Raw genomic sequence first — 24,795 nt, forward strand, 5'->3', positions numbered from 1 at the left:
CCTCCCGCAGGCACGACAAGGTGCCCGCGGGCCTCTCCCCGCACGCGGGGAGAGGGAGAGCCGCGGTAGCCAGTGTGATCGACCGGAAACGATCTCGCGTAGCGGACGAGATGCGTCGAAGAGAGTCGAACCCCTTTAGCGCCGCGCGGGGATCAGCGCCCCGAGCGCGGCGACGAGCCAGCCGGCCATCAGGGCGGTGCCGCCGATCGGCGCGGCCATCGGGAAGAGCGGCCTCGTATAGAGCGCCCGCAGCGCGAGGTCGCCGCTGAACAGGGCGAGGCCGGCGAGCAGCAGGAGCGCGGCGAGCCGCGTCGGCCACGCCCGCGTCAACCCGGCACCGCCCAGCGCGGCCAGGGCCAGGATCGCAGGCGCGTGGAAGAGCAGGAACTGCGCGGCGGTCTTCAGCGAATCCGTGCCCGTCCCATGCGCGGCCGCGGCGGAGGCCGCAACGCCGAGTCCGCCCGCGAGGGCGGCCAGCGCGACGACCAGCCGGTCGGCAAGGCTCACGGCGCGCGCTCCGCGAGCAGCCGGGCGATCGCCGCGCGCAGCTCCGGCACGCCGCTGTCGTCGCGGCTCGAGGTCAGGATGATCTGCGGGAAGGCCGCCGGGCGCCGGGCAAGCGCGGCCTCGATGCCGGCGAGCCTGTTCGCGACCTCGGACTTCTTCAGCGCGTCGGCCTTCGTCAGTACGATCTGGTAGCTGACGGCCGCCTTGTCCAAGCCGTCGAGCACGTCGGTGTCGAGGCTCTTCAGGCCGTGGCGCGCGTCGATCAGCACGAAGACCCGGGCGAGGTTGGCGCGGCCCTTGAGGTAGTCGTGGATCAGCCGCGTCCAGGCCTCGACCTTCGCCTTCTCGACCGCGGCGTAGCCGTAGCCCGGCATGTCCACGAGGCTGAGGCGCGGACCGACCTTGAAGAAGTTGAGCTGCTGCGTCCGCCCCGGCGTGTGCGAGGTGCGCGCCAGCGTGTTGCGGCCGGTGAGCGCGTTGATCAGGCTCGACTTGCCGACATTCGAGCGACCCGCGAAGGCGATCTCGACATCCTCCATCGGCGGTAGCCGGTCGAGGGTCTGGGCGGCGGCGTAGAAGTCGGCGGCGCCCGCGAAAAGCAGGCGGCCGGCCTCGATGAGGCCGGCCTCCTTGTCGTCGTCCGTCTGGTTCACGAGGCGGGTCTCAGCTCTTGGCGGCCACGTTCTTCGACGCGCCGCGACGGAACGTGCCCCTGAGGTTGTCCCACAGCTCTACCTTCACGCCGTTGCGGCGCATGATGACGTATTGCTGGATCACCGAGAGGGTGTTGTTCCAGGCCCAGTAGATCACCAGGCCGGCCGGGAACGAGCCGAGCATGAAGGTGAAGATGATCGGCATGAAGGTGAAGACCTGCGCCTGGACCGGGTCCGGCGGCGCGGGGTTCATCTTCATCTGCACGAACATCGTGATGCCCATGATGATCGGCCAGATGCCCAGATGCACGAAGTCGGGCGCGGCGTAGGGCAGAAGGCCGAACAGGTTGAGGAAGCTCGTCGGATCGGGCGCCGCCAGATCCTGGATCCAGCCGAAGAAGGGCGCGTGCCGCATCTCGATGGTGATGAACAGGACCTTGTAGAGCGCGAAGAAGACCGGGATCTGGATCAACACGGGCCAGCAGCCGGCGACCGGGTTGATCTTCTCCTTCTTGTACAGCTCCATCATCGCCTGCTGCTGCTTCATCTTATCGTCTTTGTACCGCTCCCGGATGGAGGCCATCTCGGGCTGCACGGCCTTCATCTTGGCCATGGAGACGTAGGAGCGGTTGGCGATAGGCAGGAAGAAGAGCTTCAGGATCGCCGTGACGACGAGGATCGAGACGCCGAAATTGCCGAACAGGTGGAAGAAGAAATCCAGCGCCCGGAACATCGGCTTGGTGATGAAGTGGAACCAGCCCCAGTCGATCATCAGATCGAACTGCTTGATGCCGAGATTCTTCTCGTAGGCGTTGATGGTGTTGACCTCCTTGGCGCCCGCGAACAGGCGCTGGGTCGAGGCCAGGGTGGCGCCGGGCTCGACGCTGCGGCCGTCACCGCGCACGCTCGCCTGGTAGACCTGGGTCCGGCCGTCCGCGCGCTCGGTGAAGGCACCCGTATAGGGGGTCTGCTGGTCCGGGATCGCGGCCGCGGCCCAGTACTTGTCGGTGATGCCGACGAAGCCGCCGGTCACGTTCGACCACGCCTTGCCCTTGGTGTTGGCGCCGCCGTAGGCGCCCTCCTTGGCGAGGTGGTCGTAGGTGTATTCCTGCAGGCCGTCGTTGCCGAGGACGCCGATCATGCCCTCGTGCAGGACGTAGTAGCCTTGGGTATGCGGCTTACCCCAGCGCGAGACGAGGCTGTAGGGATAGAGCGTCACCGCGCCCGAGCCCTTGTTCTCGACCTCGTCGCGGACCGTGAACATGAACTTGTCGTCGATCGCCAGGATGCGGCGGAAGACGAGGCCGGCGCCGTTGTCCCAGGTCAGGGTGACCGGCATGCCGGGCGAGAGCGTCTCGCCGCTCGCCGTCCAGAGCGTGTCGTTGGTGGGCAGCGGGCCCGCGTTCTGGCCGACCCAGCCGAACTCGGCGTAGTAGGGCGTCTCGGTGCCGGCGGGCGAGAACAGCACGATCTCCGGGCTCTTGTCGTCCACGGTCTCGTGGTAGCCCTTGAGCTTCACGTCGTCGATGCGGCCGCCCTTGAGCGCGACCGAGCCCGAGAGCGCCGGGGTCTCGATGCGGATGCGCGGCGAGCGGGCGAGCACCGCGTCGCGCGGCTCGGGGGCGGAGGGGTTCGTGCCGGCGACCGGCGCCGCCGGGCCGCCCTCCTTAGGCGCGGGCGAGGGCACGCCGTCCGGGCTGACGCCCGGGGGCTGCGCCTGCGTCTGAGCCTGCTGGTTCTGCAGGGCGGCCTGCCGCTGCTGCTCGACCCGCGGCGCGGCGACGAAGTAGTTCCAGCCGAGGAGCACGACGAGCGACAGGGCGATCGCCACGATCATGTTCGTCTTGTCATTGCCCATCTGGGACACCGCCGCACGCGTTCGAGAGGGATTGCGGGAGAGACGCGGCCGGAGCGGGAGAGCCCGCCGCGCGACCGTGAGGTGTGGGTTGGTCCGGCTTGCCGCCAGAGGTCTTGCCGCCAGAAGTCGGCCCGGGCGCGCCGCGCTGGCCCGAGCGTCGCGGGCGGGGACCGGCGTCGGGGCCGCGTGCCTTGACCACTGCGGTGACCGCGCGGCGCAGATCGTCCTTCAGGGCGTCGAAGGGGGCATCGAGCGCGGGGCGCCGGGCAATCAGCACGATGTCGGCCGGAACGACGGGCAGGTCGGCCGCCACCGCCGCCACGGCCGCGCGCAGACGCCGCCGGATGCGGTTGCGCTCCGTGGCATGGCCGACCCGCTTGGTGATGGTGAAGCCGACACGCAGAGCCTTCGGGTCGTCCGGGGCCGCGCCATCGCGCAGTCGTCCCTGCCCGGTCATGCGCTCGGTGTGAAAGCGGCGCCCGTCGGCCGCCGCTAGGAAGTCGGGCCGCCGCCTGAGCCGCTCGATCGTCGACATCGCCGATCCGACCCCGCTGGCCTCGATGGTCGCGGGCACCCGGGCGGGTGCCGCGAGGGGGTCCGCCTTACGCGGACAGGCGCTTGCGGCCGTGGGCGCGACGGCGCGCGATCACCTTGCGGCCGCCGGCGGTCGCCATGCGGGCGCGGAAGCCGTGACGGCGCTTACGGACGAGCTTGCTCGGCTGGTAGGTTCTCTTCATGGCGATGCCTTCAGGGTCGAGGCGCGTTCGCGGACGGCGGCTGCCGTGTGCCCGACCTTCACGCGTCCTGGAGAGTGTCTGCAAACGCGAAGGGCGCCCGAACGGGGCGCCTCGACGCGACTGGCGGGCTTATGGCGGAAGGGTGCGGCGAAGTCAACGTTTCGTGCAAGGCCTGCGCCCTCAGGCGCGGCGGCACAGGTCGGCCGGGTCCGCGCGGCGATCGAGCACGAGGGCGACGGCGAGGGCGCTCAGGCTGGCGACGAACGGCGCCAGCGCCAGAACTCCGGGACCGAGCGGTCTCCAGCCGAGACCGACGGTGAGGAGGCCACCGGGAAGCGCGGCTGCAACGAGGTGAAACATCGGGCGCATCTCGCGACGCGCGCTCCATGCCCGCATCCGACGGGAAGGCTTAGAAGATCCACCCCGTTTTGGAATACGCCGAACAGGGCAGATCGGCGAAAATCATACCCTTCCCAGGTCTATTTTCATGCGGCCCACCACCGTCGGTGCATGACCTTCGGATCCCGCTACCTACGATCAGGACACCCTCAGTGTCCCTCGAACTCCATCAGGGTCCGGACCGGAACGCCGAGGTCGCGCAGGCGCTGGGCGCCGCCGATCTCCGGCAGGTCGATGACGAAGCAGGCCGCCACGATCTCGGCGCCCATGCCGCGCAGCAGGTTGATCGCGGCGGTGGCGGTGCCGCCGGTCGCGATGAGGTCGTCCACCAGCAGCACCCGGTCGCCGGGCTTCACCGCATCGACGTGGATCTCGATCTCGTCGGTGCCGTATTCCAGCGCGTAGGCCATCGAGACGGTCTTGTGCGGGAGCTTGCCCCGCTTGCGGATCGGCACGAAGCCCGAGGAGAGCTGGTGGGCGACCGCACCGCCCAGGATGAAGCCGCGCGCCTCAATGCCGGCGACCTGATCGATGCGCCCGCCCGCGAAGGGATGGACCAGCGAATCGACGGCCCGGCGGAAGGAGCGCGGGTCGCTGAGCAGCGTGGTGATGTCCCGGAAGACGATGCCGGGCTTCGGGTAGTCCGGAATCGAGCGGATCGAGTCCTTCAGCGCGGCGTGGCGGCGGGCTTCCATGGGCGGGACCATCCTGTTGCGGGAGCGGCCTCGAACCGGGCCGCGCACGGGCTTGCCGGTGTCGGGTGCGTCAGCCCTGCGCCTTGCGCAGGATGGCCAGCAGCTCGCGCTGCAGCGTCTCGTTGCCGGCGCAGACCGAGCGGGAGGCGAGCGGCTCGGCCGCCCCGTCCGCCGCGGTGACGAAGCCGCCGGCCTCGCGCACCAGGATCACGCCAGCGGCGAAATCGTAGGTCTGCAGGTCGCGCTCCCAGTAGGCGTCGAGGCGCCCGCAGGCCACGTAGGCGAGGTCGAGCGCCGCCGAGCCCATGCGCCGCGTGCCGCCCGAGACCGCCATCACGGCCGCGACCTCGCGGAGCAGCCGCGGGTGGTTGCCGCGCCCGAGATAGGGCGTGCCGTAGCCGACGAGGCCGTCGGTCATGTCGGTGCGGCCCGAGACGCGCAGGCGCCGGTTGTTGAGATAGGCGCCCTTGCCGCGCTCGGCCACGAACAGCTCGTCCTTGACCGGATCGTAGATCACGCCGGCCACGATCTGGCCCTCGCGCTCGAGGCCAACCGAGATCGCGAAGTGCGGGATGCCGTGCAGGAAGTTCGAGGTGCCGTCGAGCGGATCGACGTGCCAGGTGTGGCTCTTGTCGGTGCCCTCGATCAGGCCGTTCTCCTCCAGGATCAGGCTGTAGCCGGGGCGCGCCTTCATCAGGGCGTCGCGCAGCACCTCCTCGGCCTTGCGGTCGGCCGCCGAGACGAAGTCGCCGGGGCCCTTGCGCGAGACCTGGAGGTTCTCGACCTCGCCGAAGTCGCGGCGCAGGCCGCGCGAGGCCTTGCGCACGGCATCGACCATCACGGTCATCAGGGGAGACGAGATCATCGCGAAGTCCGGTTGTGCAAAGAGCGTTGGCCGCCCGTTAAACGCTCGCGCGCGCGGAATCGAGCCCCCGGCCCGCATGGGAGCCATCGCGCGGCCGACGCGAGGGGCGGATGTGGGATGTCCCGGCCTCAGCCATCGGCCGGCTCGCCCAGCGTGTCCTCGACGTAGATTTGCTCCAGGAGCACCTTGATCACCGCCATCAGGGGCAGCGCCAGCGCGATGCCCCAGAGCCCGAAGATCACGCCGAGCAGGAGTTGCCCGGCGAAGATCGTGGCGGGCGGGATGTCCAGCGCCCGCTTCTGGATGAAGGGCGTCAGCCCGTAGCTCTCCAGACACTGGACCGCGAGGTAGACGCCGAGCGCGCCCAGCACCCCGTTCAGGCCCGAGCCCAGGCTCGCCAGCAGGATCACCACGCCCGCCACCAGGGGCCCGATCGTCGGCACGAAGGCGAGCAGGCCGGCCTGCAGCCCGAGGATCAGCGCACCGCCGATCCCCAGGAAGGCGAGGCCTGCCCAGGTGCAGAGGAAGATCACCGCCATGGTGAGGAGTTGGCCGAACAGCCAGTGCCGCAGGGTCTCGCCCGCGCCGTCGAGCACGCGCGCCCCCCGCGGGGGCTTGCGCGGGGGCACGAAGCGCAGGAGCCCGTCGCGGTAGCTGCCGGGATCGGCCGCGAAGGCCAGGCCGAGGAAGGCGATCACCGCGACGTTGCCGAGGGCGTTGAACAGGCCGAGCACCACGGTCGCGGCGGGGCCGAGGACGCTCGACGCGTCCGAGATCAGCGAGCCGGAATTCTTCAGGATGCTGCTCGCGAAGCCGCCGAATGCGCCCTTCCCCGCGTCCCTGCCGGGCTCTTTCCGATCCTTGTCGGCTGGATCCTGACCCGGCTCGCCGCCCTCGCCCGGGAACGGCACGTCGATACCCCGCTGCTGCAGCCAGTCCTTCACGGTACCGGCCTGGGCCCCGACCGTCCGGCCGAGGTCGCGCCCCTGCTGCGCGATGGTCGCGCCGCCGAGGCCCGCGAAGCCCGCGACGGACGCGGCCAGCACGAGGCTCGCCAGCGTCAGCCGCAGGCCCCGCGGGATCGGCAGGACGTATCCGAGCCCCCGCGTCAGGCCGTCGAGGAAGACCCCGAGCAGGACGCCCGCGAAGATCAGCAGCAGCGTGTCGGCGGCCATCCAGGCGAGGGCCAGGGCGACGCAGAAGCAGACCACGCCGATCCCGGAGAGCGCCAGCGGGGCCGCCCCCCGCCAGGGCCCGACCGGCCCGCGCAGGGCCTCCGTTCCGTCCCGCGCCATCGCCTGAGCCATCGCTTCCCCCTGCCGCCCGCCCGTGCCCGTGGTCGCGCTCACGCCCAGCGCTCCGCCGCCGCGTCGTCGGCCTCGGTCGCCTCGACCCAGCCGCCGGTCGTGCCGTCGGCGAGGTGCTCGCGCTTCCAGAAGGGGGCGCGGGTCTTCAGGTAATCCATCAGGAAGGTCGCCGCCTCGAAGGCGGCGACCCGGTGGCTCGAGGCGGTGACGACCAGCACGATACCGTCGCCCGGCGCGACGAGCCCGTGCCGGTGGACGACCCGCACCGCCTGAAGCGGCCAGCGCGCGCGGGCCGCCTCGACCACGCGGCCGATCTCGGCCTCGGCCATGCCCGGGTAATGCTCCAGTTCCAGGCCCTTCAGCCGCCCGCCCTCGTCCCGGCACAGCCCCGTGAAGGTGACGACGGCACCGGCCCGGCCGCCATGCTCGGCCTCGACCCGCGCGATCTCGGCCGCGACGTCGAAGGGCTCGGCCTGGATGCTGACGGGATCGGGCGTGGGATCGGGCATACGGAACTCAACGCGCGGCGGGTGCTGTCCCGCCCCGAGCCTGACACTCGGGGCGCGGGCGGCTATATGGCACGGCAGGCGCCCCGGTGCAGGCCCACCGCCCCAACCTCCGCCGAATCCTGTGAGGACGAGCCCGTGAGTCCCGACCTGATCCTGCCCTACGCGGGCGCCCTGCCGGACTTCGCGAGCCGCCCGGTCTGGTGCGGCCGGGGCAGCACCGTGATCGGGGCCGCCACGATCGGTGCCCAGGCCTGGATCGGCGACGACGGGGTGATCCGGGCGGACGGCCAGAGCGTCACGCTGGGCGAGCGCTTCTGGCTCGGGCCGCGCTCGACCGTGCATATCGCGACCTTCACCCACGGCACGGTCTGCGGCGACCGGGTGACGGTGGGGCGCAACAGCGTGGTCCACGCCTGCACGGTGGGCTCCGACGTGGTGGTCGAGGACGACGTGGTGATCCTCGACGGCGCCACGGTCGGTGACGGGGTGGTGATCGAGGCGGGCGCCACCGTGTTCCCGCGCGCCACGCTCGAATCCGGTTTCGTCTACGGTGGCACCCCGGCCAAGCCCCGCAGGCCGATCGACCGGGCGGGGGTGGCCGAGCGGGCCGAGCGCCTGCGCGAGGCGATGGGCGAGAGCCCGGCGAGCCCGGCGCCCGAGCCGCACGAGGCAGACGATACGGTCTTCGTCGCCCGCACGGCGCGCCTGCGCGGACGCGTGGGGCTCGGTGCTGGGGCGAGCGTGCTGTTCTCCTGCGCGCTCGACGCCGAGGTCGGTCCGATCGTGGTCGGCGCCGACACCAACATCCAGGACAACACCCAGATCCGCACGCGCGGCGAGGGCGTGGTGATCGGGCGCGACACCACGATCGGCCACAACGTGCGCGTCAGTGACAGCCGCATCGGCGCCCGCTGCCTCATCGGCATCGGCGCGACGGTCGCGCCCGGCACGGTCATCGCCGACGAGGTGATGCTGGCCGCCGGCGCCACCACCGATCCGGGCCAGTTGCTGGAGGGCGGGCATCTCTGGGGCGGGCGGCCCGCGCGCATTCTCGGGCCGCTTGACGCCGAGAAGCGCGCTATGATGGCCCGCATCGTCGAGGGCTACTGCCGGCACGGGCGGGAGTACCGGGTAGCGCAGATGGAGGCGGAGTAGCCGGTCTCCCGCCATTCACCAGCCCTCTCACGAGCCGTGTCACGAACATTGGGGCGGCTGCCTGACATCCCCCTGAGCCTGTCATCGCGTCCGGCCCCGCACCTTTCCCCTTGTTGCGGCGCACGTTATGCACGGCGCCGTTCGGGGCATCCGGCTTGGCCGGAAGAACCCTGCGGAGAGGCCCAAGGCTCAGGAAGGCGCTCGGATCATGGCGAAGATCAAGGTGGCGAACCCCGTCGTCGAGCTCGACGGCGACGAGATGACCCGGATCATCTGGTCCGAGATCAAGAACAAGCTCATCCACCCCTATCTCGACGTCGATCTCGAGTATTACGACCTGGGCGTCGAGCACCGCGACGCGACCAACGACCAGGTCACGGTCGATGCCGCCAACGCGATCAAGCGCCACGGCGTGGGCGTGAAGTGCGCCACCATCACCCCGGACGAGGCCCGGGTGAAGGAGTTCGGCCTCAAGGAGATGTGGAAGTCGCCCAACGGCACGATCCGCAACATCCTCGGCGGCGTGATCTTCCGCGAGCCGATCATCTGCAAGAACGTGCCCCGCCTCGTCCCCGGCTGGACCCAGCCGATCGTGGTCGGCCGCCACGCCTTCGGCGACCAGTACCGCGCCACCGACTTCAAGGTCCCGGGCAAGGGCCGTCTGTCCATCAAGTTCGAGGGCGACGACGGCACGGTGATCGAGAAGGAGGTGTTCAAGTTCCCGGACGCCGGCGTCGCTCTGTCGATGTACAACCTCGACGAGTCGATCCGCGACTTCGCCCGCGCCTCGCTGAACTACGGCCTCAACCGCAAGTACCCGGTCTACCTGTCTACCAAGAACACCATCCTGAAGGCCTATGACGGGCGCTTCAAGGACCTGTTCGAGGAGGTCTACCAGAACGAGTTCAAGTCGCGCTTCGACGCGCTCGGCATCGTCTACGAGCACCGGCTGATCGACGACATGGTCGCCTCCGCCCTGAAGTGGTCGGGCGGCTACGTCTGGGCCTGCAAGAACTACGACGGCGACGTGCAGTCCGACACCGTGGCGCAGGGCTTCGGCTCGCTCGGCCTGATGACCTCGGTGCTGCTCACCCCGGACGGCCAGACGGTGGAGGCCGAGGCCGCCCACGGCACGGTGACCCGCCACTACCGCGAGCACCAGAAGGGCAAGGAGACCTCGACGAACTCGATCGCCTCGATCTTCGCGTGGTCGCGCGGCCTCGCCCACCGGGCCAAGCTCGACGGCAACGCGGAACTCGCCACCTTCGCGAACACGCTCGAGAAGGTCTGCATCGACACGGTCGAGGCGGGCTCGATGACGAAGGATCTCGCGCTCCTCGTCGGCCCGGACCAGCGGTGGCTCTCCACCACCGGCTTCCTCGACAAGGTCGATCAGAACCTCAAGGCCGCGATGGGCGCCTGAGCCGCAGGCACCGCGCGAACCGAGAAGGGCCGGCGGGAGCGATCCGCCGGCCCTTCTTCTTTCTGGACACTGGTTTCGACCCACTGTTGCCCATGAGACGCTGCCCTTTTCCCGGACGCCTGGAACGCAGTGGAAGGTGATCCGGGATCCAGAGAAAGAAGCGCCGCGCAGCGGCTCGACCTTCATCACCGGCGCAGCATTCGGACGCTTCGCGTCTCCATGTGCTGGGTCCCGGATCACCCTCCGCTGACGCTCCGGGCGTGCAGGCCCGAAGGGCCCGGAAAGGGGCGTGGCGGCAAAGCCGGAGCCGCGGCGTCGGGGGCTTCTCGTCAGGCCTTGCCGCCGCGCTCCAACAGCTCGATGCGCACGCCGTCCGGTCCGTCGAGGAAGGCGGTGCGGAGCACCGGGTTTACCTGCGTGAGCGGGATCGCCAGCGGGACGCCGCGCGCCTCCAGATCCGCGAGCGCCGCGTCGATGTCGGCCACCCGCAGCCCGATATGCTCGATGCCGCGATGCGGCGGCACCGCGGCCGGGGCGATGTCGGCGGGCGCCTGCTCGATGAAGACCCGCAGGCCGCCGAGATCGAGCACCACCCGGCTCACCGGATCGCCGATGCGCTCGGTCTCGCGCGCACCCAGCACCGCAACGTAGAAGCCCGCCGCCGCCACCGGATCGCGGCTGCGCAGGTGGACGTGGTCGATGCTGTAGCTGAGGCCGGTGGCGTCCATGGTGTCCTCGTTCAGGCGGCGCAGCGCGCCGCAGTTCAGGCGGCGAGCTTCTGCGCGGCGACGGGCGCGTGCGCCCGCACATGGGCGAGCAGCGCCTGGACCGGGTGCGGCAGGGCGCGGCCGTCGATGAGCTTGGCTTGACAGCGGCAGGAATAGCCGTCGGCTAGCAGCGTGCCCTCCGGGCTCTCGGCGACGCGGCGCGCCCAGCTCTGGCCGTAGATCACCTCGGAGGTGGCGCGGTTCGCCGCCTCGTGGCCGTAGGTGCCGGCCATGCCGCAGCAGCCCGCCGCCGGGATCTCGAGCGGCAGGCCGAGATGCGCGAAGAGCGTCTGCCAGTCCTTCACGGCGGCCGGCGCGTTGGTGCGCTCGGTGCAGTGGGGCAGGAGCCGCAAGGGGCGGCCCGCCGGGCGCGGCGCGATCGCGTCGAGCCGGGCGGCGAGCCATTCCTGCACGAGCCGGACCTTCGGCGCGGTCTCGGGTCCCAGCGCACCGGCATATTCCGAGCGGTAGGTCAGCGTCATCGAGGGATCGACCCCGACGAGCGGCACGCCGGTCGCCTCGAGCGCGCGCAGCATCCGGGCATTGGCCTCCGCCACCCGGCGAAACCGGGCCAGGAAACCGTGGACGTGGACCGGCTTGCCGTTCGGCCGGAACGGGGCGAGCCAGGGCCGGAAGCCCAGCTCGATCAGCAGCGCGCAGAGGTCGACCACCACCGGCGCCTCGAAATGGCTGGTGAAGGCGTCCTGCACCACCACGACTGCGCGGGCCCGCTCCGCCTCGGACAGGGCGCGGAGCGCCTCCGGCGTGGCGGTCGCGACACCGAGCTTGCCGAGCGCCGGGGCGAGCGGGGCCGAGAACACCGGGACCGCCACGAGCCCGAGCCGGCCCAGCAGCCTTTGGGACAGCGGGTTGCGGGAGAGCAGGTTGCTGAGACGCGGCGCCCGGCCGGCCAGCGGCAGCAGCGGCTCCAGCGCGGCCACGACATGGTCCTTCAGCGGCCGCGGGTAGCGCTGGTGGTAGAGCGCCAAAAACTTCGCCCGGAAGCTCGGCACGTCGACCTTGATCGGGCAGGCGCCCGTGCAGGACTTGCAGGCGAGGCAGCCGTCCATCGCCTCCTTCACGGCGTGCGAGAAATCCTCTCCCGGCGGCCGGCGCCGCAGGGCGCCCGCCAGGGAGGCCGCGAGCGGCCCGAGCCAGCCGGGCCGCTCGTCGCGCAGCGCCGCAGCCGGGTCGATGCCCGCGGCGGCGGTCCGGCGCAGCCACTCGCGCATCAGCGAGGCGCGGCCCTTCGGCGAGTGGCGCCGCTCGCGGGTCGCCTTCCAGGACGGGCACATCGCCTCGTCGGTGTCATAGCTGAAGCAGGCGCCGTTGCCGTTGCAGTGGAGCGCCTCGTCGAAAGAGGCCCGCACGTCGCGCGGGATGGTGCGGTCGCGCTCGCCCCGCAGCGGCACGGCGTCGATCGCGGTGAGCGCCGCCCCCGTCGCCGAGGCGATCTTGCCGGGGTTGAGCCGGTCGCCCGGGTCGAAGGCGCGCTTGACCGCCTCCAGCGCCGGCACCAGCGGCCCGAACACGCCGGGCACGAACTCGGATCGAAAACCCTTGCCGTGCTCGCCCCAGAGCAGGCCGCCGTAGCGGGCCGTGAGCGCGACCACGCCCTCGGTGACCTCGCGGATCAGCCGCTCCTGGTCAGGGTCCTTCAGGTCGATGGCGGGCCGCACGTGCAGCACGCCCGCATCGACGTGGCCGAACATGCCGTAGCGAAGCCCCTTGCCGTCGAGCAACCCGCGGAAATCCCGGATGTAGTCGGCCAGCTGCTCGGGCGGGACCGCGGTGTCCTCCACGAAGGGGATCGGGCGCGCGTCGCCCTTGACCGCGCCGAGCAGGCCGACGGCCTTCTTGCGCATGGTCCAGAGCCGCTCGATCGCCGCCCCGCGGGCGACCGTGAAGCCGATGCGGGTCGGGCTCGCATCGGCCTCCAGCATGGCGACGAGGCGGCCGAGCGCCGCCTCGACCTCCGCTTCCTCGGCGCCCACGAACTCCACGAGGTTGATGCCGTCGACCCGGCGGCCGGCGGGGTCCTCGGGGAAGAAGGCCTGCACGCCGGCCCAGCCGGGATCGTTGCGGGCAAGCCCCAGCACGGTCGAGTCGATGGTCTCGACGGAGGCCGCGCCGAAGGGCAGCAGCGCGCGGGCGTCGCGCAGAGCCGCGTCGAAATCGACGTAGCTGAGCGCCACGAGCGCCGCGGCCTCCGGGATCGGCAGCACGTCGAGCGTGGCCTCGGCGATCAGCGCCAGGGTTCCCTCCGAGCCGCAGACCAGGCTCTTCAGGTCGAGGCCGCCGGCCGCGCCCCGCGCGTGGGCGAGGTCGTAGCCGGTGAGGCAGCGGTTGAGCTTCGGGAAGCGCTCGGCGATGAGCGCGGCGTTCTGCGCGATGACCGCGTCCACCGCCCGGTGGATGGCGCCGGCCCGGTCCTCGCGGGCGCTCACGGCGGAGAGCGCCTCCGCGTCGAGGTCGCGCGCCTCCAGCACCGTGCCGTCGGCGAGCACGCAGATCAGCGCGCGGACGTGGTCGCGGGTCTTGCCGTAGAGGCAGGAGCCCTGGCCGCAGGCGTCCGTCGAGATCATGCCCCCGATGGTCGCCCGGTTCGAGGTCGAGAGCTCGGGCGCGAAGAACAGGCCGTGCGGTTTCAAGGCGGCGTTGAGCTGGTCCTTCACCACGCCGGGCTCGACGCGCACGGTCCGCCGCTCCGGGTCGATCTCCAGGATGCGGGTCATGTGGCGCGAGCAATCGACCACGAGGCCGGGGCCGAGCGACTGGCCGTTGGTGCCGGTGCCGCCGCCGCGGGGGCGCACCACCACCTCGCGGAAGCGCGGATCGTCGAGCAGCCGCCCGATCCGCACGAGGTCGTCACGGTCACGCGGAAACGCCACCGCGCCGGGCTCGACCTGATAGATCGAGTTGTCCGTGGCGAAGACCGTGCGGTCGGCCTCGCTCAGGCTGAGGTCGCCCGCGAAGCCGCGGGCGGCCAGCTCCGCACAGAAGGCGGTGTAGAGCGGCAGGGCGTCGGCGGGGCGGTTCAGGACCGGGATCATGGTCGGCGGGGCTGGCGAAGCGGATCTGGCGGGCGGCCGGATCCGGCGCCGGACAGGTCCGGGCGCCCGCGCGGCGATTGCCTCCCGCGGCCGACTCTCTCGCGACCCGCAATGCCCGCGGCGGCGGGCCGACGCAACCCTGCACCCGGTCGCACGGATCCACGGGGGCAAAGAGAAATTTCCTGCGATCGTGCGCCGCAACCAAGCGGCCTCCCGGACCGTTCAGGGTCCGCAACACCAACCCGAGAACGGGAGCCCGCCATGAAGACCACCGCGTTCCGCCTCACCGCCGCCGCCGGCCTGCTCGCCCTGTCGGCGGGCCTCGCCGCCGCCCAGACCAACACCACGACGCCGGCCCCCTCCACGACCACGAATCCCGACCTGACCAAGAACCCCGAGAACACCGGCCGCGCCTCCACGGCGACCGAGGCCACCCAGGACAAGAACCTCAAGGAGTGGCAGGTCGCCAAGTCCGCCAAGATCGGCCTCGCCCAGGCGATCGCCACCGCCGAGGCCAAGGCCGAGAACAACGAGAAGGGCAAGGCCATCGACGCCGACTTCGAGAAGGCCGACGGCAAGAACCCGGCGCACTACGCGATCAAGGTGGTGTACCCGAGCGGCAAGCTCGTAGAGCACGGCGTCAACGCCGACACGGGCGAGCTCTACAAGTCGGAGAACCAGCCGATCGAGCGCTACTTCACCCGCCTCAAGGTGAGCGACTTCCAGAACGCCAAGGTCTCGCTCAAGGACGCGATCGCGCTGGCCGAGCAGAAGGCCGCGGGCGGCAAGGCCTACGAGGCCGAGGTCGAGCGCGAGGGCAACGCGGTCGAGTACGAGATCAAGGTGGCGCTCACCGACCGCGAGCAGGAGGTCAAGGTCGGCCCGGACGGCAAGGTGAAGAACGACTGATCGCTCTCGAACGCATCGGGTGATCGGACGGGCGGGCGCTCCCGACAGGGGGCGCCCGCTGCCATTCCGGCGGCGGCTCCGCACGCCCGACGCGGCAGGGAGATCGCGGCAGGATCTCCGCCGTCCCGCCTCACGGATGGGCGTGGCGGGCCGCGTCGTAGGGTTCGAACCGGCGCAGGCGGATCGTATCGAGCAGGGCCCGGCGCTCGACCCGGGCGAGATGGGGCGAGAACCCGGCCTTGGCGCAGCCGCGCAGGGACGGCACGTTGGCGTTCTCCACGAAGGTGATCACACGAGCCGCCCCGATCCCGGCGGCGCGCTCGGCGATGAGCGCCATGGCGCAGGACATGATGCCCTGGCCGCGATAGGCGGCGGGCGTGTAGGCGTTCTCCAAGAGGGCCTCGTCGGGCGCCAGCTCCGGGAACCAGCGCGGCGGAAAGGTCTCCTGGATCAGCCGGTTGTGGCTCGCGCCCATCAGCCACTGCATGTAGCAGGGCGTGCCCGTGCGGCCGTCGAGGGCGACCCAGCAGGTCGGGATGCCGGCGCGCAGGTGGAAGCGGCGGGTGTCGAGCTCCAGGCGCTCCTTCCGGCTCAGCCCGCTTCGGTCTTCGGGGAAGAGATGGGGCAGGTCCGCGTCCCGGAGCGGCCGGACCTCGATCGGGATCTTGGCGGACGGGACCGGACAGGGCACGCCGAGGTCGCGCCGCAGCCCGATCGTCACGCGCGTCGCGTAGAGCAGCCCGGCCCCGCGCCGCGCCATCTCGGCGAAACGTCGCTCGGCCCACAATTCGCGGGCCACGCCCGCGGCGTTCCGGATAGCCAGCACGGCAACCTCCCTGATCCCGCCGGGATGGTGCGGGGAGGGAGCGTGCCGGGGCCGGCGCGCCGGATCAAGCAATCGTGAGCACGACCCGCGGGATCGCTGGAGCTACCTCGCCCGGGGCCGGCGGACGATGGCGCCTCGCGATGCGGGCGCCGTCGGGCGGAGCGATCAGAAGAAGGCCTGGAGCCCCGTCTGGGCGCGCCCGAGGATCAGCGCGTGCACGTCGTGCGTGCCCTCGTAGGTGTTGACCGTCTCGAGGTTCTGGGCGTGGCGCATCACGTGGTACTCGCCCATGATGCCGTTGCCGCCATGCATGTCGCGGGCGACCCGGGCGATGTCGAGCGCCTTGCCGCAATTGTTGCGCTTGATGAGGCTGATCATCTCGGGCGCCATCTTGCCCGCATCCATCAGTCGGCCGACCCGGAGCGAGGCCTGGAGCCCCAGCGCGATCTCGGTCTGCATGTCGGCGAGCTTCTTCTGGACGAGCTGCGTCTGGGCCAGCGGGCGGCCGAACTGCTTGCGCTCCAGCGTGTAGTCGCGCGCCCGGCGCCAGCAATCCTCGGCCGCGCCCATCGCCCCCCAGGAGATGCCGTAGCGCGCCCGGTTGAGGCAGCCGAACGGCCCCTTGAGCCCGGAGACGTTGGGCAGCAGCGCGTCCTCGCCGACCTCGACGCCCTCCATCACGATCTCGCCGGTGAGCGAGGCGCGAAGCGAGAGCTTACCCTTCAGCGCCGGAGCGGAGAGGCCCTTCATGCCCTTCTCCAGCACGAAGCCGCGGATCGCGCCGTCATGCGCGTCGGACTTCGCCCAGACCACGAAGACGTCGGCGAAGGGCGCGTTCGAGATCCACATCTTGGCGCCCGTGATCCGGTAGCCGCCGTCGATCTTCTCGGCCCGCGTCTTCATGCCGGCGGGATCCGAGCCGGCATCCGGCTCGGTCAGGCCGAAGCAGCCGATCCACTCTCCGCTCGCGAGCTTCGGCAGGAACTTCCGGCGCTGCGCCTCGGTGCCGTAGGCGTGGATCGGGTACATGACGAGCGAGGATTGCACGCTCATCATCGAGCGGTAGCCCGAATCGACCGCCTCGACGGCCCGCGCCACGAGCCCGTAGGCGACGTAAGAGGCGCCCGCGCAGCCGTACTCCTCGGGCAGCGTCACGCCCAGCAGCCCGAGTTCGCCCATCTGCCGGAACAGGTCCGGATCGGTCTTCTCCTCGGCGTAGGCCTCGACGATGCCGGGCCTGAGCTTCTCCTCGGCGAAGGCCTGGGCCACGTCGCGGATGGCGCGCTCGTCCTCGGTGAGCTGGTCGTCGAGCAGGAAGGGGTCGTCCCAGACGAAGGACGCCGAGGGCTTGGCCTCGGGGGCGGCGGAGCCGGGCGGACGGGTCGGGGCGTTCATGGGCGTCTCCTCCATTCTCTCTGCGGGATCGCGTCGCATCGATCCCGGATCTCGCAGGCCGCCCGCGGCCGAACGCGGCGCGCTCCCTCTCCCATAGGGAGAGGGTTGGGGTGAGGGGTATGAGGCTTCAGACCTGAGCATACCATCGACGCGCGTTCAGGCCTTTGCCTCCTCCGGCCACGTCATACCCCTCACCCTGTCCCTCTCCCTATGGGAGAGGGGACCCGCGTCATCTCGGAAACCGCATCGCGGCAGCATCCCGGGATGACGGGCGATCTCGTCAAGCGGCGCCGAGCAGGCCGCCCGCGTCGCTGACGCGGCGCAGGTGGTGGGGCGTGTCGCCGAACAGGTACTCGATCGTGGTCAGGCGCCGGAACAGGTGCGCGCCGAGATATTCCAGCGTCATGCCGATGCCGCCGTGGAGCTGCACCGCCTCCTGGCCGACGAAGCGAGCCGCGCGGTTGACCTGCACCTTCGCGGCCGAGACCGCGGGGCCGCGCTCAGCGGCATCCGCGCTGCCGGCCATCATGGTGGCGTAGAGGGCCATGGAGCGAGCCTGCTCCAGCGCCACGAACATGTCGACCGCCCGGTGCTGCAGCGCCTGGAAGCCGCCGATCGCGGTGCCGAACTGCTTGCGGGTCTTGAGGTAGTCGACGGTGAGCGCGTGCAGGGCCTCCATCACCCCGACCGCCTCGGCGCTCAGCGCCGCGATGCCCTCGTCCAGCACCCGCTCGATCACCGGCAGGCCGGCATCGGCCTCGCCCAGCAGCGCGTCCGCGGGGAGCGCGACGCCTTCCAGCACGAGGTCGGCCGCGCGGCCGCCGTCCTGCGTCGGGTAGGGCTTGAGGGTGAGACCCGGCGCGTCGGCGGGCACGAGGAACAGGCTGATCCCGTCCGCGTCGCGCCGCCCGCCGGCCGTGCGGGCGCTGACCACCAGGGTCTGCGCCGCGTCGGCGTTGAGCACCACGCATTTGGCGCCGTCGAGCCGCCAGCCGCCGCCATCGCGGCGGGCGGTGGTGGCCACGTCGAAGCGGTCGTAGCGGGCCTGGCGCTCGCCGTGCGCGAGGGCGAGGCGGTGGCTGCCCTCGGCGATGCCGGGGATCAGGGCCTCCCGCTGCGCCGCGCTGCCGGCGAGCCGCAGGGCACCGCCGCCCAGCACCACGCTCGCCAGATAGGGCTCGGGCGCGAGGTGGCGGCCCAGCGCCTCGACGGCGATCAGGGTCTCGACCGGACCGCCGCCGAAGCCGCCATCCTCCTCCGCGAAGGGTAGCCCCAGCAGGCCGAGTTCTGCGAGCTGCGCCCAGGCCCCCTCGTCGAAGCCGAGCGGCTTGCGGCGTGCGGCCTCCACCTGTTCTAGGCTGCCGTAGCGGGAGGCGGCCCAGCGGGTGACCGAGTCCTTCAGCAGGCTCTGCTCGTCGGTGAGATCGAAATCCATCGCGAAAATTCCTTCAGAGCCCCAGGATCGTCTCAGAGACCCAAGATCGTCTCAGGGACCCAAGATCGCCTCAGAGACCCAAGATCGCCTTGGCGATCACGTTGCGCTGGATCTCGTTCGAGCCGCCGTAGATCGAGACCTTGCGGGTGTTGAGGTAGGTCGGCGCGGCGAACGCCTCCCAGCCGAGGGCGTCGACGTCGTTCGCGACCGGGGCCGGCAGGCTCAGGGGGCCGGCGAGTTCCACCAGCAGCTCGGTGGCCGCCTGCTGCAACTCCGAGCCCTTGATCTTGAGGATCGAGGAGGCCGGGTCAGGCTTCGAGGCGTCGCGCCGGGATTGCGCGGCCACCACCCGCATCTGGGTGATCTCCAACGCCTTCAGCTCGATCTCGATGGTGGCGACGCGCGCGCGGAAATCGGCGTCGTCCCACATCGTGCCGGCGCCCGCCGGGGTCTCCCGCGCGAGCCGCTTGACCCGGGCGACGCGCTCCTTGGTCAGCCCGATTCGGGCGATGCCGGTGCGCTCGTTGGCGAGCAGGAACTTGGCGTAGTCCCAGCCCTTGTTTTCTTCCCCAACGAGGTTCTCAGCAGGCACCCGTACAGAGTCGAAAAAAACCTCGTTGACCTCGTGGCGCCCGTCGATCGTGATGATCGGGCGCACCGAGATGCCGGGGCTCTTCATGTCGATGAGCAGGAACGAGATGCCGGCCTGCTTCTTCGCCGTCGGGTCGGTGCGGACGAGGCAGAAGATCCAGTCGGCGTACTGGCCGAGCGTGGTCCAGGTCTTCTGGCCGTCCACGATGTAGTGGTCGCCGTCGCGCACGGCGCGCGTCTTGAGCGAGGCGAGGTCCGAGCCGGCGCCGGGCTCGGAGAAGCCCTGGCACCACCAGTCGTCGAGATTGGCGATGCGCGGCAGGAAGCGCGCTTTCTGCGCCTCGTTGCCGAAGGCCGCGATCACGGGGCCGACCATGAAGCAGTTGAACTGCAGCGGCAGCGGCACCGCCGCCTGCATCAGCTCCTCCATGAAGATGTAGCGCCGGATCGGGTCCCACTCCTGGCCGCCCCATTCCTTGGGCCAGTGCGGCACCGCCCAGCCCTTGGCGTTCAGGATGCGCTGGGAGGTGACGTAGTCCTCCCGCGCGAGCGAGCGGCCCTCGGAGACCTTGCGGCGGATCTCCTCCGGGATCTCGCTGCGGAAGAAGGCGCGCACCTCCTGGCGGAAGGCCGTTTCCTCGGGCGTGAAGCGCAGGTCCATGGCTCTTACTCCCGCTCGATCTCGAAGAGGCCCGCGCAGCCCTGGCCGCCGGCCACGCACATGGTGACGACGGCGAAGCGTACGCCGCGGCGGCGGCCCTCCAGCAGGGCGTGCCCGACCAGACGGGCGCCCGACATGCCGAACGGGTGTCCGACGCTGATCGCGCCGCCGTTGACGTTGACCTTCTCCGGATCGAGCCCGAGCCGGTCGCGGCAGTAGATCGACTGCGAGGCGAAAGCCTCGTTCAGTTCCCACAGGCCGATATCGTCCACGCTGAGCCCGTTGCGCTCCAAGAGCCGCGGCACCGCGAAGACCGGGCCGATGCCCATCTCCTCCGGCCCGCAGCCGGCTGCCGCGAAGCCGCGTACGATGCCGAGCGGCTTCAGGCCGCGCCGCGCCGCCTCCTCGGCCGACATCAGCACCGAGGCCGAGGCGCCGTCCGAGAGCTGGCTCGCATTGCCGGCGGTGATGAAGGCGCCCTCGCCGCGCACGGGCTTCAGCTTGGCGAGGCCCTCCAGCGTGGTGTCGGGCCGGTTGCCCTCGTCCTTCACGAGCCGGGTCTCGACGTTGCGCGTCTCGCCGGTCGCCTTGTCGGTCACCGCCATGGTCGCGGTGATCGGCACGATCTCGGCGTCGAACAGGCCGGCGGCTTGAGCGGCGGCCGTGCGCTGCTGGCTCAGCAGGGCGAACGCGTCCTGCGCTTCGCGGGAGATGCCATAGCGCTCCGCCACGATGTCGGCGGTCTCGATCATCGGCATGTAGATCTCGGGCAGGTGCTGCTCGAGCCAGGCGTTGCGGGCGAGTTCGCGCCGCACCTGCGGCTGGACGAGGCTGATCGACTCGACGCCGCCCGCGACCGCGACCGGCACGCCGTCGAGGCGGACGCGCTTGGCCGCGTCCGCGATCGCCTGCAGGCCCGAGGCGCAGAAGCGCGAGACCGTGGCGCCGGCCGACTGCACGGGGATGCCGGCCACCAGGCTCGCGTGCCGGGCGACGTTGCCCCCCGTGGCGGCCTCCGGATAGCCGCAGCCCATCACGACCTCCTCGACGGCCTCCGGCTCGACGCCGGCGCGGTCGAGCGCGTGACGGATGGCGTGGGCGGCCAGATCCGCCCCGTTGGTCAGGTTCAGCGCCCCGCGATGCGCCCGGCCGATGGGCGTGCGGGCGGTGGCGACGATCACGGCGTCGGTCATCGGATGAACTTCCGTGCAGTGGACGGTTGGGTGACGGATTGGAGGATGCTCACGCTCCCAGGAGGAACGCGGGGTCCCTCTCCCGTGCGGGAGAGGGACAGAGTGAGGGATCCGGAGCGTGCCGGAGGAAACGCTACGGTTTCGCGGCGACCGCGCGACCCATCCGGGAAGTTCTCATCCCTCACCCCAACCCTCTCCCGCACGGGAGAGGAGGCCTGTCGCGTGTCCTGCGCGCGAACCGGAATGGGTCCGGTCCGCGGCAGCGTCTGCGACGCGCTCACGGGGCGTCCCACGCGGAGAACCCCCTGCCCTGCTCGGCGAGGCGGGCGAGGAGCGGCGCGGGGCGCAGGGTCTCGTCCCCCGCCTCCTCGGCGAAGCGCTCCAGGTCGGCCGCGACCTTGGCCAGCCCGAGCCCGTCCGCCCAGTGCATCGGGCCGCCGCGCCAGGCCGGCCAGTTGTAGCCGTTGAGCCAGATCGTATCGATGTCGCCGGGGCGCGCAGCGATGCCCTCCTCCAGGATGCGGGCGCCCTCGTTGACCATCGGCAGCATCAGCTGGGCGACGATCTCCTCGGGCGTGAAATCCCGCCGCGCGATGCCCCGCCGCTCGGATTCGGCGGCGATCAGGGCCTCGACCTCAGGATCGCGCGAGCCCGTCCGGGCGCCCTCCGGGTAGAGGTAGAAGCCGCGCCCCGTCTTCTGGCCAAGGCGGCCCTGCTCGCAGAGCGCGTCGGCGATCGGGGCCTTGCCGCCGGTGGCCTTGCGGGTGCGCCAGCCGATGTCGAGGCCGGCCAGATCCGCCATCGCGAAGGGCCCCATGCGGAAACCGAAATCGGTGACCGCGGCGTCGATCTCGTGCGGCAGCGCGCCCGCGAGCAGCAGGCGCTCGCCTGCCGCCGAGCGGCGGGCCAGCATGCGGTTGCCGACGAAGCCAAAGCAGACGCCGACCGTCACCGGCAGCTTGGCCAACCGCCGCGTGAGATCGTTGGCGGTGGCGAGCGCGTCGGGCGCCGTGCGCTCCGCCCGCACCACCTCGACGAGGCGCATCACGTTGGCGGGGCTGAAGAAGTGCAGGCCGAGCACGTCGGCGGGCCGGTCGGTGGCCGCGGCGATCCGGTTCACGTCGAGATAGGAGGTGTTGGTGGCGAGGATCGCGCCGGGCTTGGCGATCCGGGAAAGGGCGGAGAAGATCTCCTCCTTGACGCCCATCTCCTCGAAGGCCGCCTCGACCACGATGTCGGCCTGCGCCGCGTTCTCCAGCCCGACCGCGCCGGTGATGCGGGCGAGGCGCTCCGCCATCGCCGCCTCGCTGAGCGAGCCGCGCTTGACGGACGAGGCGTAGGTCGCGCGCATCCGCGCCAGGCCGCGGTCGAGGGCGTCCTGTTCGGTCTCGATCACCGTCACGGGGATGCCCGCGTTGGCGAAGCACAGCGCGATGCCGCCGCCCATTGTGCCGGCGCCGACCACCGCCGCGGAGGCGATGTCCCGGCGTGGCGTGTCCTTGGAGAGCCCCGGCACCCGCGCGGTCTCGCGCTCGGCGAAGAAGGCGTAGCGCAGCGCCTTCGAGCGCGGATCGTCCACCAGGGCGAGGAAGCGGGCGCGCTCGGTCTTCACGGCCTCGTCGAAGGGCTGCGCGAACCCGGCCCGCACGGCATCGACCAGGGCCGCCACGTTCGGCTGGCCCGGCGCCTTCTTCAGCGCCTCCGCCGCGCGCGCCTCGAAGGCCTCGCGCGCCGTCTCGTCCATGCGCTCGGTGCGGTCCCGGGTCCGGGACGGGCGCCCCTCCGCGGCGAGCCGCAGGGCGAGCGCGCAGGCCGCCGCGACGAGATCGCCCGGCTCCAAGGCTTCGGCGAGGCCCGCGGCCACGGCCCGCTCGGCGCCGACCGGCTCGCCTGAGAGCATCATCGCGAAGGCGGCCTCCGGACCGATCAGGCGCGGCAGGCGCTGGGTGCCGCCCGCGCCCGGGATCAGGCCGAGCTTCACCTCCGGCAGGCCGAGCTTGGCCGCCGGACCGACCACCCGGGCGTGGCAGGCCATCGCGAGCTCGAGCCCGCCGCCGAGCGCCGCCCCGTGGATCGCCGCAACCACCGGCTTCTCCGCCCCGTCGAGGCGCTCGATCAGGTCCGGCAGCAGTGGCGCGCGCGGGGGCTTGCCGAATTCCGAGATGTCCGCACCGCCGACGAAGACCTTGCCGTCGGCCGCGAGCACGACGGCCCGCACGGCGTCGTCGGCGAGCGCCCGCGCCAGCGCCGCGTCGAGGGCGGCGCGCAGGTCGTATCCCAGCGCGTTCACCGGCGGGTTCGACAGCGTGAGCACGGCGACGGCGTCGCGAAGTTCCTGGCGGACCACGCTCGCTTCCTCCTGTTGTTCTGCAGTGCAGAATACCAGTCTGCAAATTCACGTGGATGTCGCGCTTTGGACGGATGCATGTCAAGGCAGGATCGTGCAACCCGGCATCAAAATGACAGATCTGATCCGTCATGCAGACGATCGATCTGCAAAAAATTGACAGGTCCGGAATCGGTATGCCATCCAGGCGCCGCCTCGGACCGCATTGCGGATCACCGGGCCACGCGGAGCGGCAGACTCCGCGCATGGGACGAAACACGAGCGCGCAGCCCTCCGGCCCGCGCCCAAGGAGGAACCCGCATGCTTCGCAGAGCCGTCGCGGCCGCGTCGATCGCCCTCGCCACCCTTGCCGGAGGGCCCGCCCGCGCCGACGAGATCCTGGTGGGCGCCCACATGCCCCTCACCGGCTCGCTCGCGCGCTCCGGTCAGGCCTTCGACGAGGGCATGCGGGTGGCGATCCAGATGTTCAACGCCCGCTCCGAGAAGCACAAGATCCGCCTCCAGGTGATCGACGACGAGAGCACGCCCGCCAAGGCGGTGTCGGCGGTCGAGAAGCTCGTCTCGGACGGCGCGGTCGCGGTGATCGGCGGCTACGGCTCGAACATCATCGGCCCGGCCTCCGACGCCTCGAACCGGCTGAAGACCACCTACATCACGGCCGGCGCGGTGAGCGACGAGTTGACGGCGCGGGGACTGAAGACCTTCTTCCGGATCAACAACAACGCCGGCTACCAGCGCGGCATGGGCGCCCTGCTGGAGAGCCTGAAGCCGACCTCCGTCTCGATCCTGGCCTCGACCAAGGAGGCGCCGGCGCTGCTGGCCAAGGGCCTGCAGAAGGACCTCGCCGCCAAGGGCGTGAAGGTCACGGTGCACGAGTTCGACCCGGCGATCACCGACTTCAAGCCGGTCATCAACAAGGTGAAGCTGCAGGATAAGTCGGACATCCTGGTGATGTCGGCCTACGAGAACGACTACGTGGGCATCATCCGGGCCGCCAAGGTGCTGAAGCCCCCGGTGAAGCTCATCGTCGGCGCGTGGTCGCTGGCCACGCCGAAGATGTACAGCGAGTTCCCCGACCTGATGAACAACGTCGTGGGCACCTCCTTCCTGCCCTTCCCGGTCGAGATGAAGGACGAGGAGGGCAAGCGCTTCGCCGAAACCTACAAGAAGACCTACAACAAGGAGGTCGAGTACCTCTCCACCCTGAGCTTCGTCGAGACGACGATCCTGGCCGAGGCGATCGCCCGCGCGGCGGATGCCGGCACGCTCAAGAGCGGCGGCCTGCCCGACGCGATGCGCCAGACCGAGCGCGAAACCCTGCTTGGGCCCGTCCAGTTCGACGCCACCGGCGACAACCCGCGCTTCTCCGTGGCGATGGGCCAGCACCGCGCGGGCAAGATCGTTCTGGTCTCGCCGGCCGCGGCCGCGACCGGCGAGATCGTCTTCCCCGGCCTGCCCTGGTGAGGCCGGCGTGACCGATCTGATCCTCCAGGCCCTGTTCTCCGGGCTC

22 protein-coding genes are annotated in these 24,795 nt (G+C 71.1%); 4 read left to right on the top strand and 18 right to left on the bottom strand.

The window, feature by feature from the left end; translation table 11 throughout:
- Nucleotides 1-135 precede the first annotated feature (135 nt).
- From AX737_RS06540 to AX737_RS06585, 10 genes are all read right to left on the bottom strand, one after another.
- Nucleotides 136-507, bottom strand: coding sequence for a DUF423 domain-containing protein (locus AX737_RS06540; protein ID WP_066919986.1), 372 nt, complete (start codon nt 505-507; stop codon nt 136-138).
- On the bottom strand, nt 504-1,160 hold the full coding sequence (yihA, locus tag AX737_RS06545) for a ribosome biogenesis GTP-binding protein YihA/YsxC (protein WP_066919988.1): 657 nt from the start codon (nt 1,158-1,160) through the stop codon (nt 504-506). The genes AX737_RS06540 and yihA overlap by 4 nt, the downstream gene beginning before the upstream one ends.
- A 10-nt stretch (nt 1,161-1,170) precedes the next feature.
- Complete coding sequence (gene yidC / locus AX737_RS06550) at nt 1,171-3,018, bottom strand: membrane protein insertase YidC (protein WP_066919989.1); 1,848 nt, start codon at nt 3,016-3,018, stop codon at nt 1,171-1,173.
- A complete protein-coding gene (gene rnpA, locus AX737_RS06555; RefSeq protein WP_082772924.1) occupies nt 3,008-3,553 on the bottom strand; it encodes a ribonuclease P protein component in 546 nt (181 codons plus the stop codon). Before rnpA ends, yidC begins: the two co-directional genes overlap by 11 nt.
- A gap of 67 nt (nt 3,554-3,620) precedes the next feature.
- Nucleotides 3,621-3,755 carry a 50S ribosomal protein L34 gene (gene rpmH / locus AX737_RS06560; RefSeq protein ID WP_007558110.1) on the bottom strand — a complete coding sequence of 45 codons (135 nt, stop codon included), beginning with the start codon at nt 3,753-3,755 and terminating at the stop codon, nt 3,621-3,623.
- Nucleotides 3,756-3,935: 180 nt separating this feature from the next.
- Nucleotides 3,936-4,115, bottom strand: a complete 180-nt coding sequence (locus AX737_RS06565; RefSeq protein ID WP_156453562.1) for a hypothetical protein — start codon at nt 4,113-4,115, stop codon at nt 3,936-3,938.
- Between the two features lie 188 nt (nt 4,116-4,303).
- Nucleotides 4,304-4,849, bottom strand: coding sequence for an adenine phosphoribosyltransferase (locus AX737_RS06570; RefSeq protein ID WP_066919991.1), 546 nt, complete (start codon nt 4,847-4,849; stop codon nt 4,304-4,306).
- A 70-nt stretch (nt 4,850-4,919) separates the two neighbouring features.
- The gene (locus tag AX737_RS06575; protein ID WP_066919993.1) at nt 4,920-5,714 is read right to left on the bottom strand and encodes an inositol monophosphatase family protein; all 795 of its coding nucleotides are present in this window, start codon (nt 5,712-5,714) and stop codon (nt 4,920-4,922) included.
- Nucleotides 5,715-5,842: 128 nt separating this feature from the next.
- Nucleotides 5,843-7,009: an AI-2E family transporter gene (locus AX737_RS06580; protein ID WP_066920025.1), complete on the bottom strand. Its 1,167-nt coding sequence runs from the start codon at nt 7,007-7,009 to the stop codon at nt 5,843-5,845.
- A gap of 50 nt (nt 7,010-7,059) precedes the next feature.
- Nucleotides 7,060-7,530, bottom strand: a complete 471-nt coding sequence (locus AX737_RS06585; protein ID WP_066919995.1) for a molybdenum cofactor biosynthesis protein MoaE — start codon at nt 7,528-7,530, stop codon at nt 7,060-7,062.
- A 135-nt stretch (nt 7,531-7,665) separates the two neighbouring features.
- Between AX737_RS06585 and AX737_RS06590 the strand changes: the two genes are divergently transcribed.
- Together AX737_RS06590 and AX737_RS06595 are read left to right on the top strand one after the other, a co-directional pair.
- Nucleotides 7,666-8,685 carry a DapH/DapD/GlmU-related protein gene (locus AX737_RS06590; RefSeq protein ID WP_066920000.1) on the top strand — a complete coding sequence of 340 codons (1,020 nt, stop codon included), beginning with the start codon at nt 7,666-7,668 and terminating at the stop codon, nt 8,683-8,685.
- Nucleotides 8,686-8,893: 208 nt separating this feature from the next.
- Nucleotides 8,894-10,108 carry an NADP-dependent isocitrate dehydrogenase gene (locus tag AX737_RS06595; protein WP_066920002.1) on the top strand — a complete coding sequence of 405 codons (1,215 nt, stop codon included), beginning with the start codon at nt 8,894-8,896 and terminating at the stop codon, nt 10,106-10,108.
- Between the two features lie 329 nt (nt 10,109-10,437).
- Here the strand turns inward: AX737_RS06595 and AX737_RS06600 are convergent, their stop codons facing one another.
- Together AX737_RS06600 and AX737_RS06605 are read right to left on the bottom strand one after the other, a co-directional pair.
- The gene (locus AX737_RS06600; protein WP_066920004.1) at nt 10,438-10,836 is read right to left on the bottom strand and encodes a VOC family protein; all 399 of its coding nucleotides are present in this window, start codon (nt 10,834-10,836) and stop codon (nt 10,438-10,440) included.
- A 35-nt stretch (nt 10,837-10,871) separates the two neighbouring features.
- On the bottom strand, nt 10,872-13,928 hold the full coding sequence (locus AX737_RS06605; RefSeq protein ID WP_066920006.1) for an FAD-binding and (Fe-S)-binding domain-containing protein: 3,057 nt from the start codon (nt 13,926-13,928) through the stop codon (nt 10,872-10,874).
- 261 nt (nt 13,929-14,189) lie between these two features.
- Between AX737_RS06605 and AX737_RS06610 the strand changes: the two genes are divergently transcribed.
- Nucleotides 14,190-14,837, top strand: coding sequence for a PepSY domain-containing protein (locus AX737_RS06610; protein ID WP_066920007.1), 648 nt, complete (start codon nt 14,190-14,192; stop codon nt 14,835-14,837).
- Between the two features lie 130 nt (nt 14,838-14,967).
- On the opposite strand, the gene AX737_RS06615 is transcribed toward AX737_RS06610, so the two are convergent.
- From AX737_RS06615 to AX737_RS06640, 6 genes are all read right to left on the bottom strand, one after another.
- The gene (locus AX737_RS06615) at nt 14,968-15,663 is read right to left on the bottom strand and encodes a GNAT family N-acetyltransferase (protein ID WP_066920008.1); all 696 of its coding nucleotides are present in this window, start codon (nt 15,661-15,663) and stop codon (nt 14,968-14,970) included.
- Nucleotides 15,664-15,828: 165 nt separating this feature from the next.
- Entirely contained in the window at nt 15,829-17,058 is a 1,230-nt protein-coding gene (locus tag AX737_RS06620) for an acyl-CoA dehydrogenase (protein WP_066920026.1), read from the bottom strand.
- A gap of 280 nt (nt 17,059-17,338) precedes the next feature.
- Nucleotides 17,339-18,493, bottom strand: a complete 1,155-nt coding sequence (locus AX737_RS06625; protein ID WP_066920010.1) for an acyl-CoA dehydrogenase family protein — start codon at nt 18,491-18,493, stop codon at nt 17,339-17,341.
- Between the two features lie 70 nt (nt 18,494-18,563).
- Nucleotides 18,564-19,745 carry an acyl-CoA dehydrogenase family protein gene (locus AX737_RS06630; protein ID WP_066920011.1) on the bottom strand — a complete coding sequence of 394 codons (1,182 nt, stop codon included), beginning with the start codon at nt 19,743-19,745 and terminating at the stop codon, nt 18,564-18,566.
- A gap of 5 nt (nt 19,746-19,750) precedes the next feature.
- The gene (locus AX737_RS06635; protein WP_066920017.1) at nt 19,751-20,938 is read right to left on the bottom strand and encodes an acetyl-CoA C-acyltransferase; all 1,188 of its coding nucleotides are present in this window, start codon (nt 20,936-20,938) and stop codon (nt 19,751-19,753) included.
- Between the two features lie 277 nt (nt 20,939-21,215).
- The gene (locus tag AX737_RS06640) at nt 21,216-23,285 is read right to left on the bottom strand and encodes a 3-hydroxyacyl-CoA dehydrogenase NAD-binding domain-containing protein (RefSeq protein ID WP_066920021.1); all 2,070 of its coding nucleotides are present in this window, start codon (nt 23,283-23,285) and stop codon (nt 21,216-21,218) included.
- A 300-nt stretch (nt 23,286-23,585) separates the two neighbouring features.
- Between AX737_RS06640 and AX737_RS06645 the strand changes: the two genes are divergently transcribed.
- Nucleotides 23,586-24,749, top strand: coding sequence for an ABC transporter substrate-binding protein (locus AX737_RS06645; RefSeq protein ID WP_066920022.1), 1,164 nt, complete (start codon nt 23,586-23,588; stop codon nt 24,747-24,749).
- Nucleotides 24,750-24,795 lie beyond the last annotated feature (46 nt).

It is taken from the genome of Methylobacterium sp. CCH5-D2 (assembly GCF_001556475.1).
GTDB classification, from domain to species: Bacteria; Pseudomonadota; Alphaproteobacteria; order Rhizobiales; family Beijerinckiaceae; genus Methylobacterium; species Methylobacterium hispanicum.

Bases quoted from the DNA above. Each gene is read 5' to 3' on its own strand.
- yidC (WP_066919989.1), bottom strand. From the start codon at position 3,018: ATGGGCAATGACAAGACGAACATGATCGTGGCGATCGCCCTGTCGCTC.
- rnpA (WP_082772924.1), bottom strand. From the start codon at position 3,553: ATGTCGACGATCGAGCGGCTCAGGCGGCGGCCCGACTTCCTAGCGGCG.
- rpmH (WP_007558110.1), bottom strand. From the start codon at position 3,755: ATGAAGAGAACCTACCAGCCGAGCAAGCTCGTCCGTAAGCGCCGTCAC.
- AX737_RS06565 (WP_156453562.1), bottom strand. From the start codon at position 4,115: ATGTTTCACCTCGTTGCAGCCGCGCTTCCCGGTGGCCTCCTCACCGTC.
- AX737_RS06570 (WP_066919991.1), bottom strand. From the start codon at position 4,849: ATGGAAGCCCGCCGCCACGCCGCGCTGAAGGACTCGATCCGCTCGATT.
- AX737_RS06575 (WP_066919993.1), bottom strand. From the start codon at position 5,714: ATGATCTCGTCTCCCCTGATGACCGTGATGGTCGATGCCGTGCGCAAG.
- AX737_RS06580 (WP_066920025.1), bottom strand. From the start codon at position 7,009: ATGGCGCGGGACGGAACGGAGGCCCTGCGCGGGCCGGTCGGGCCCTGG.
- AX737_RS06585 (WP_066919995.1), bottom strand. From the start codon at position 7,530: ATGCCCGATCCCACGCCCGATCCCGTCAGCATCCAGGCCGAGCCCTTC.
- AX737_RS06595 (WP_066920002.1), top strand. From the start codon at position 8,894: ATGGCGAAGATCAAGGTGGCGAACCCCGTCGTCGAGCTCGACGGCGAC.
- AX737_RS06600 (WP_066920004.1), bottom strand. From the start codon at position 10,836: ATGGACGCCACCGGCCTCAGCTACAGCATCGACCACGTCCACCTGCGC.
- AX737_RS06605 (WP_066920006.1), bottom strand. From the start codon at position 13,928: ATGATCCCGGTCCTGAACCGCCCCGCCGACGCCCTGCCGCTCTACACC.
- AX737_RS06610 (WP_066920007.1), top strand. From the start codon at position 14,190: ATGAAGACCACCGCGTTCCGCCTCACCGCCGCCGCCGGCCTGCTCGCC.
- AX737_RS06620 (WP_066920026.1), bottom strand. From the start codon at position 17,058: ATGAACGCCCCGACCCGTCCGCCCGGCTCCGCCGCCCCCGAGGCCAAG.
- AX737_RS06625 (WP_066920010.1), bottom strand. From the start codon at position 18,493: ATGGATTTCGATCTCACCGACGAGCAGAGCCTGCTGAAGGACTCGGTC.
- AX737_RS06630 (WP_066920011.1), bottom strand. From the start codon at position 19,745: ATGGACCTGCGCTTCACGCCCGAGGAAACGGCCTTCCGCCAGGAGGTG.
- AX737_RS06635 (WP_066920017.1), bottom strand. From the start codon at position 20,938: ATGACCGACGCCGTGATCGTCGCCACCGCCCGCACGCCCATCGGCCGG.
- AX737_RS06645 (WP_066920022.1), top strand. From the start codon at position 23,586: ATGCTTCGCAGAGCCGTCGCGGCCGCGTCGATCGCCCTCGCCACCCTT.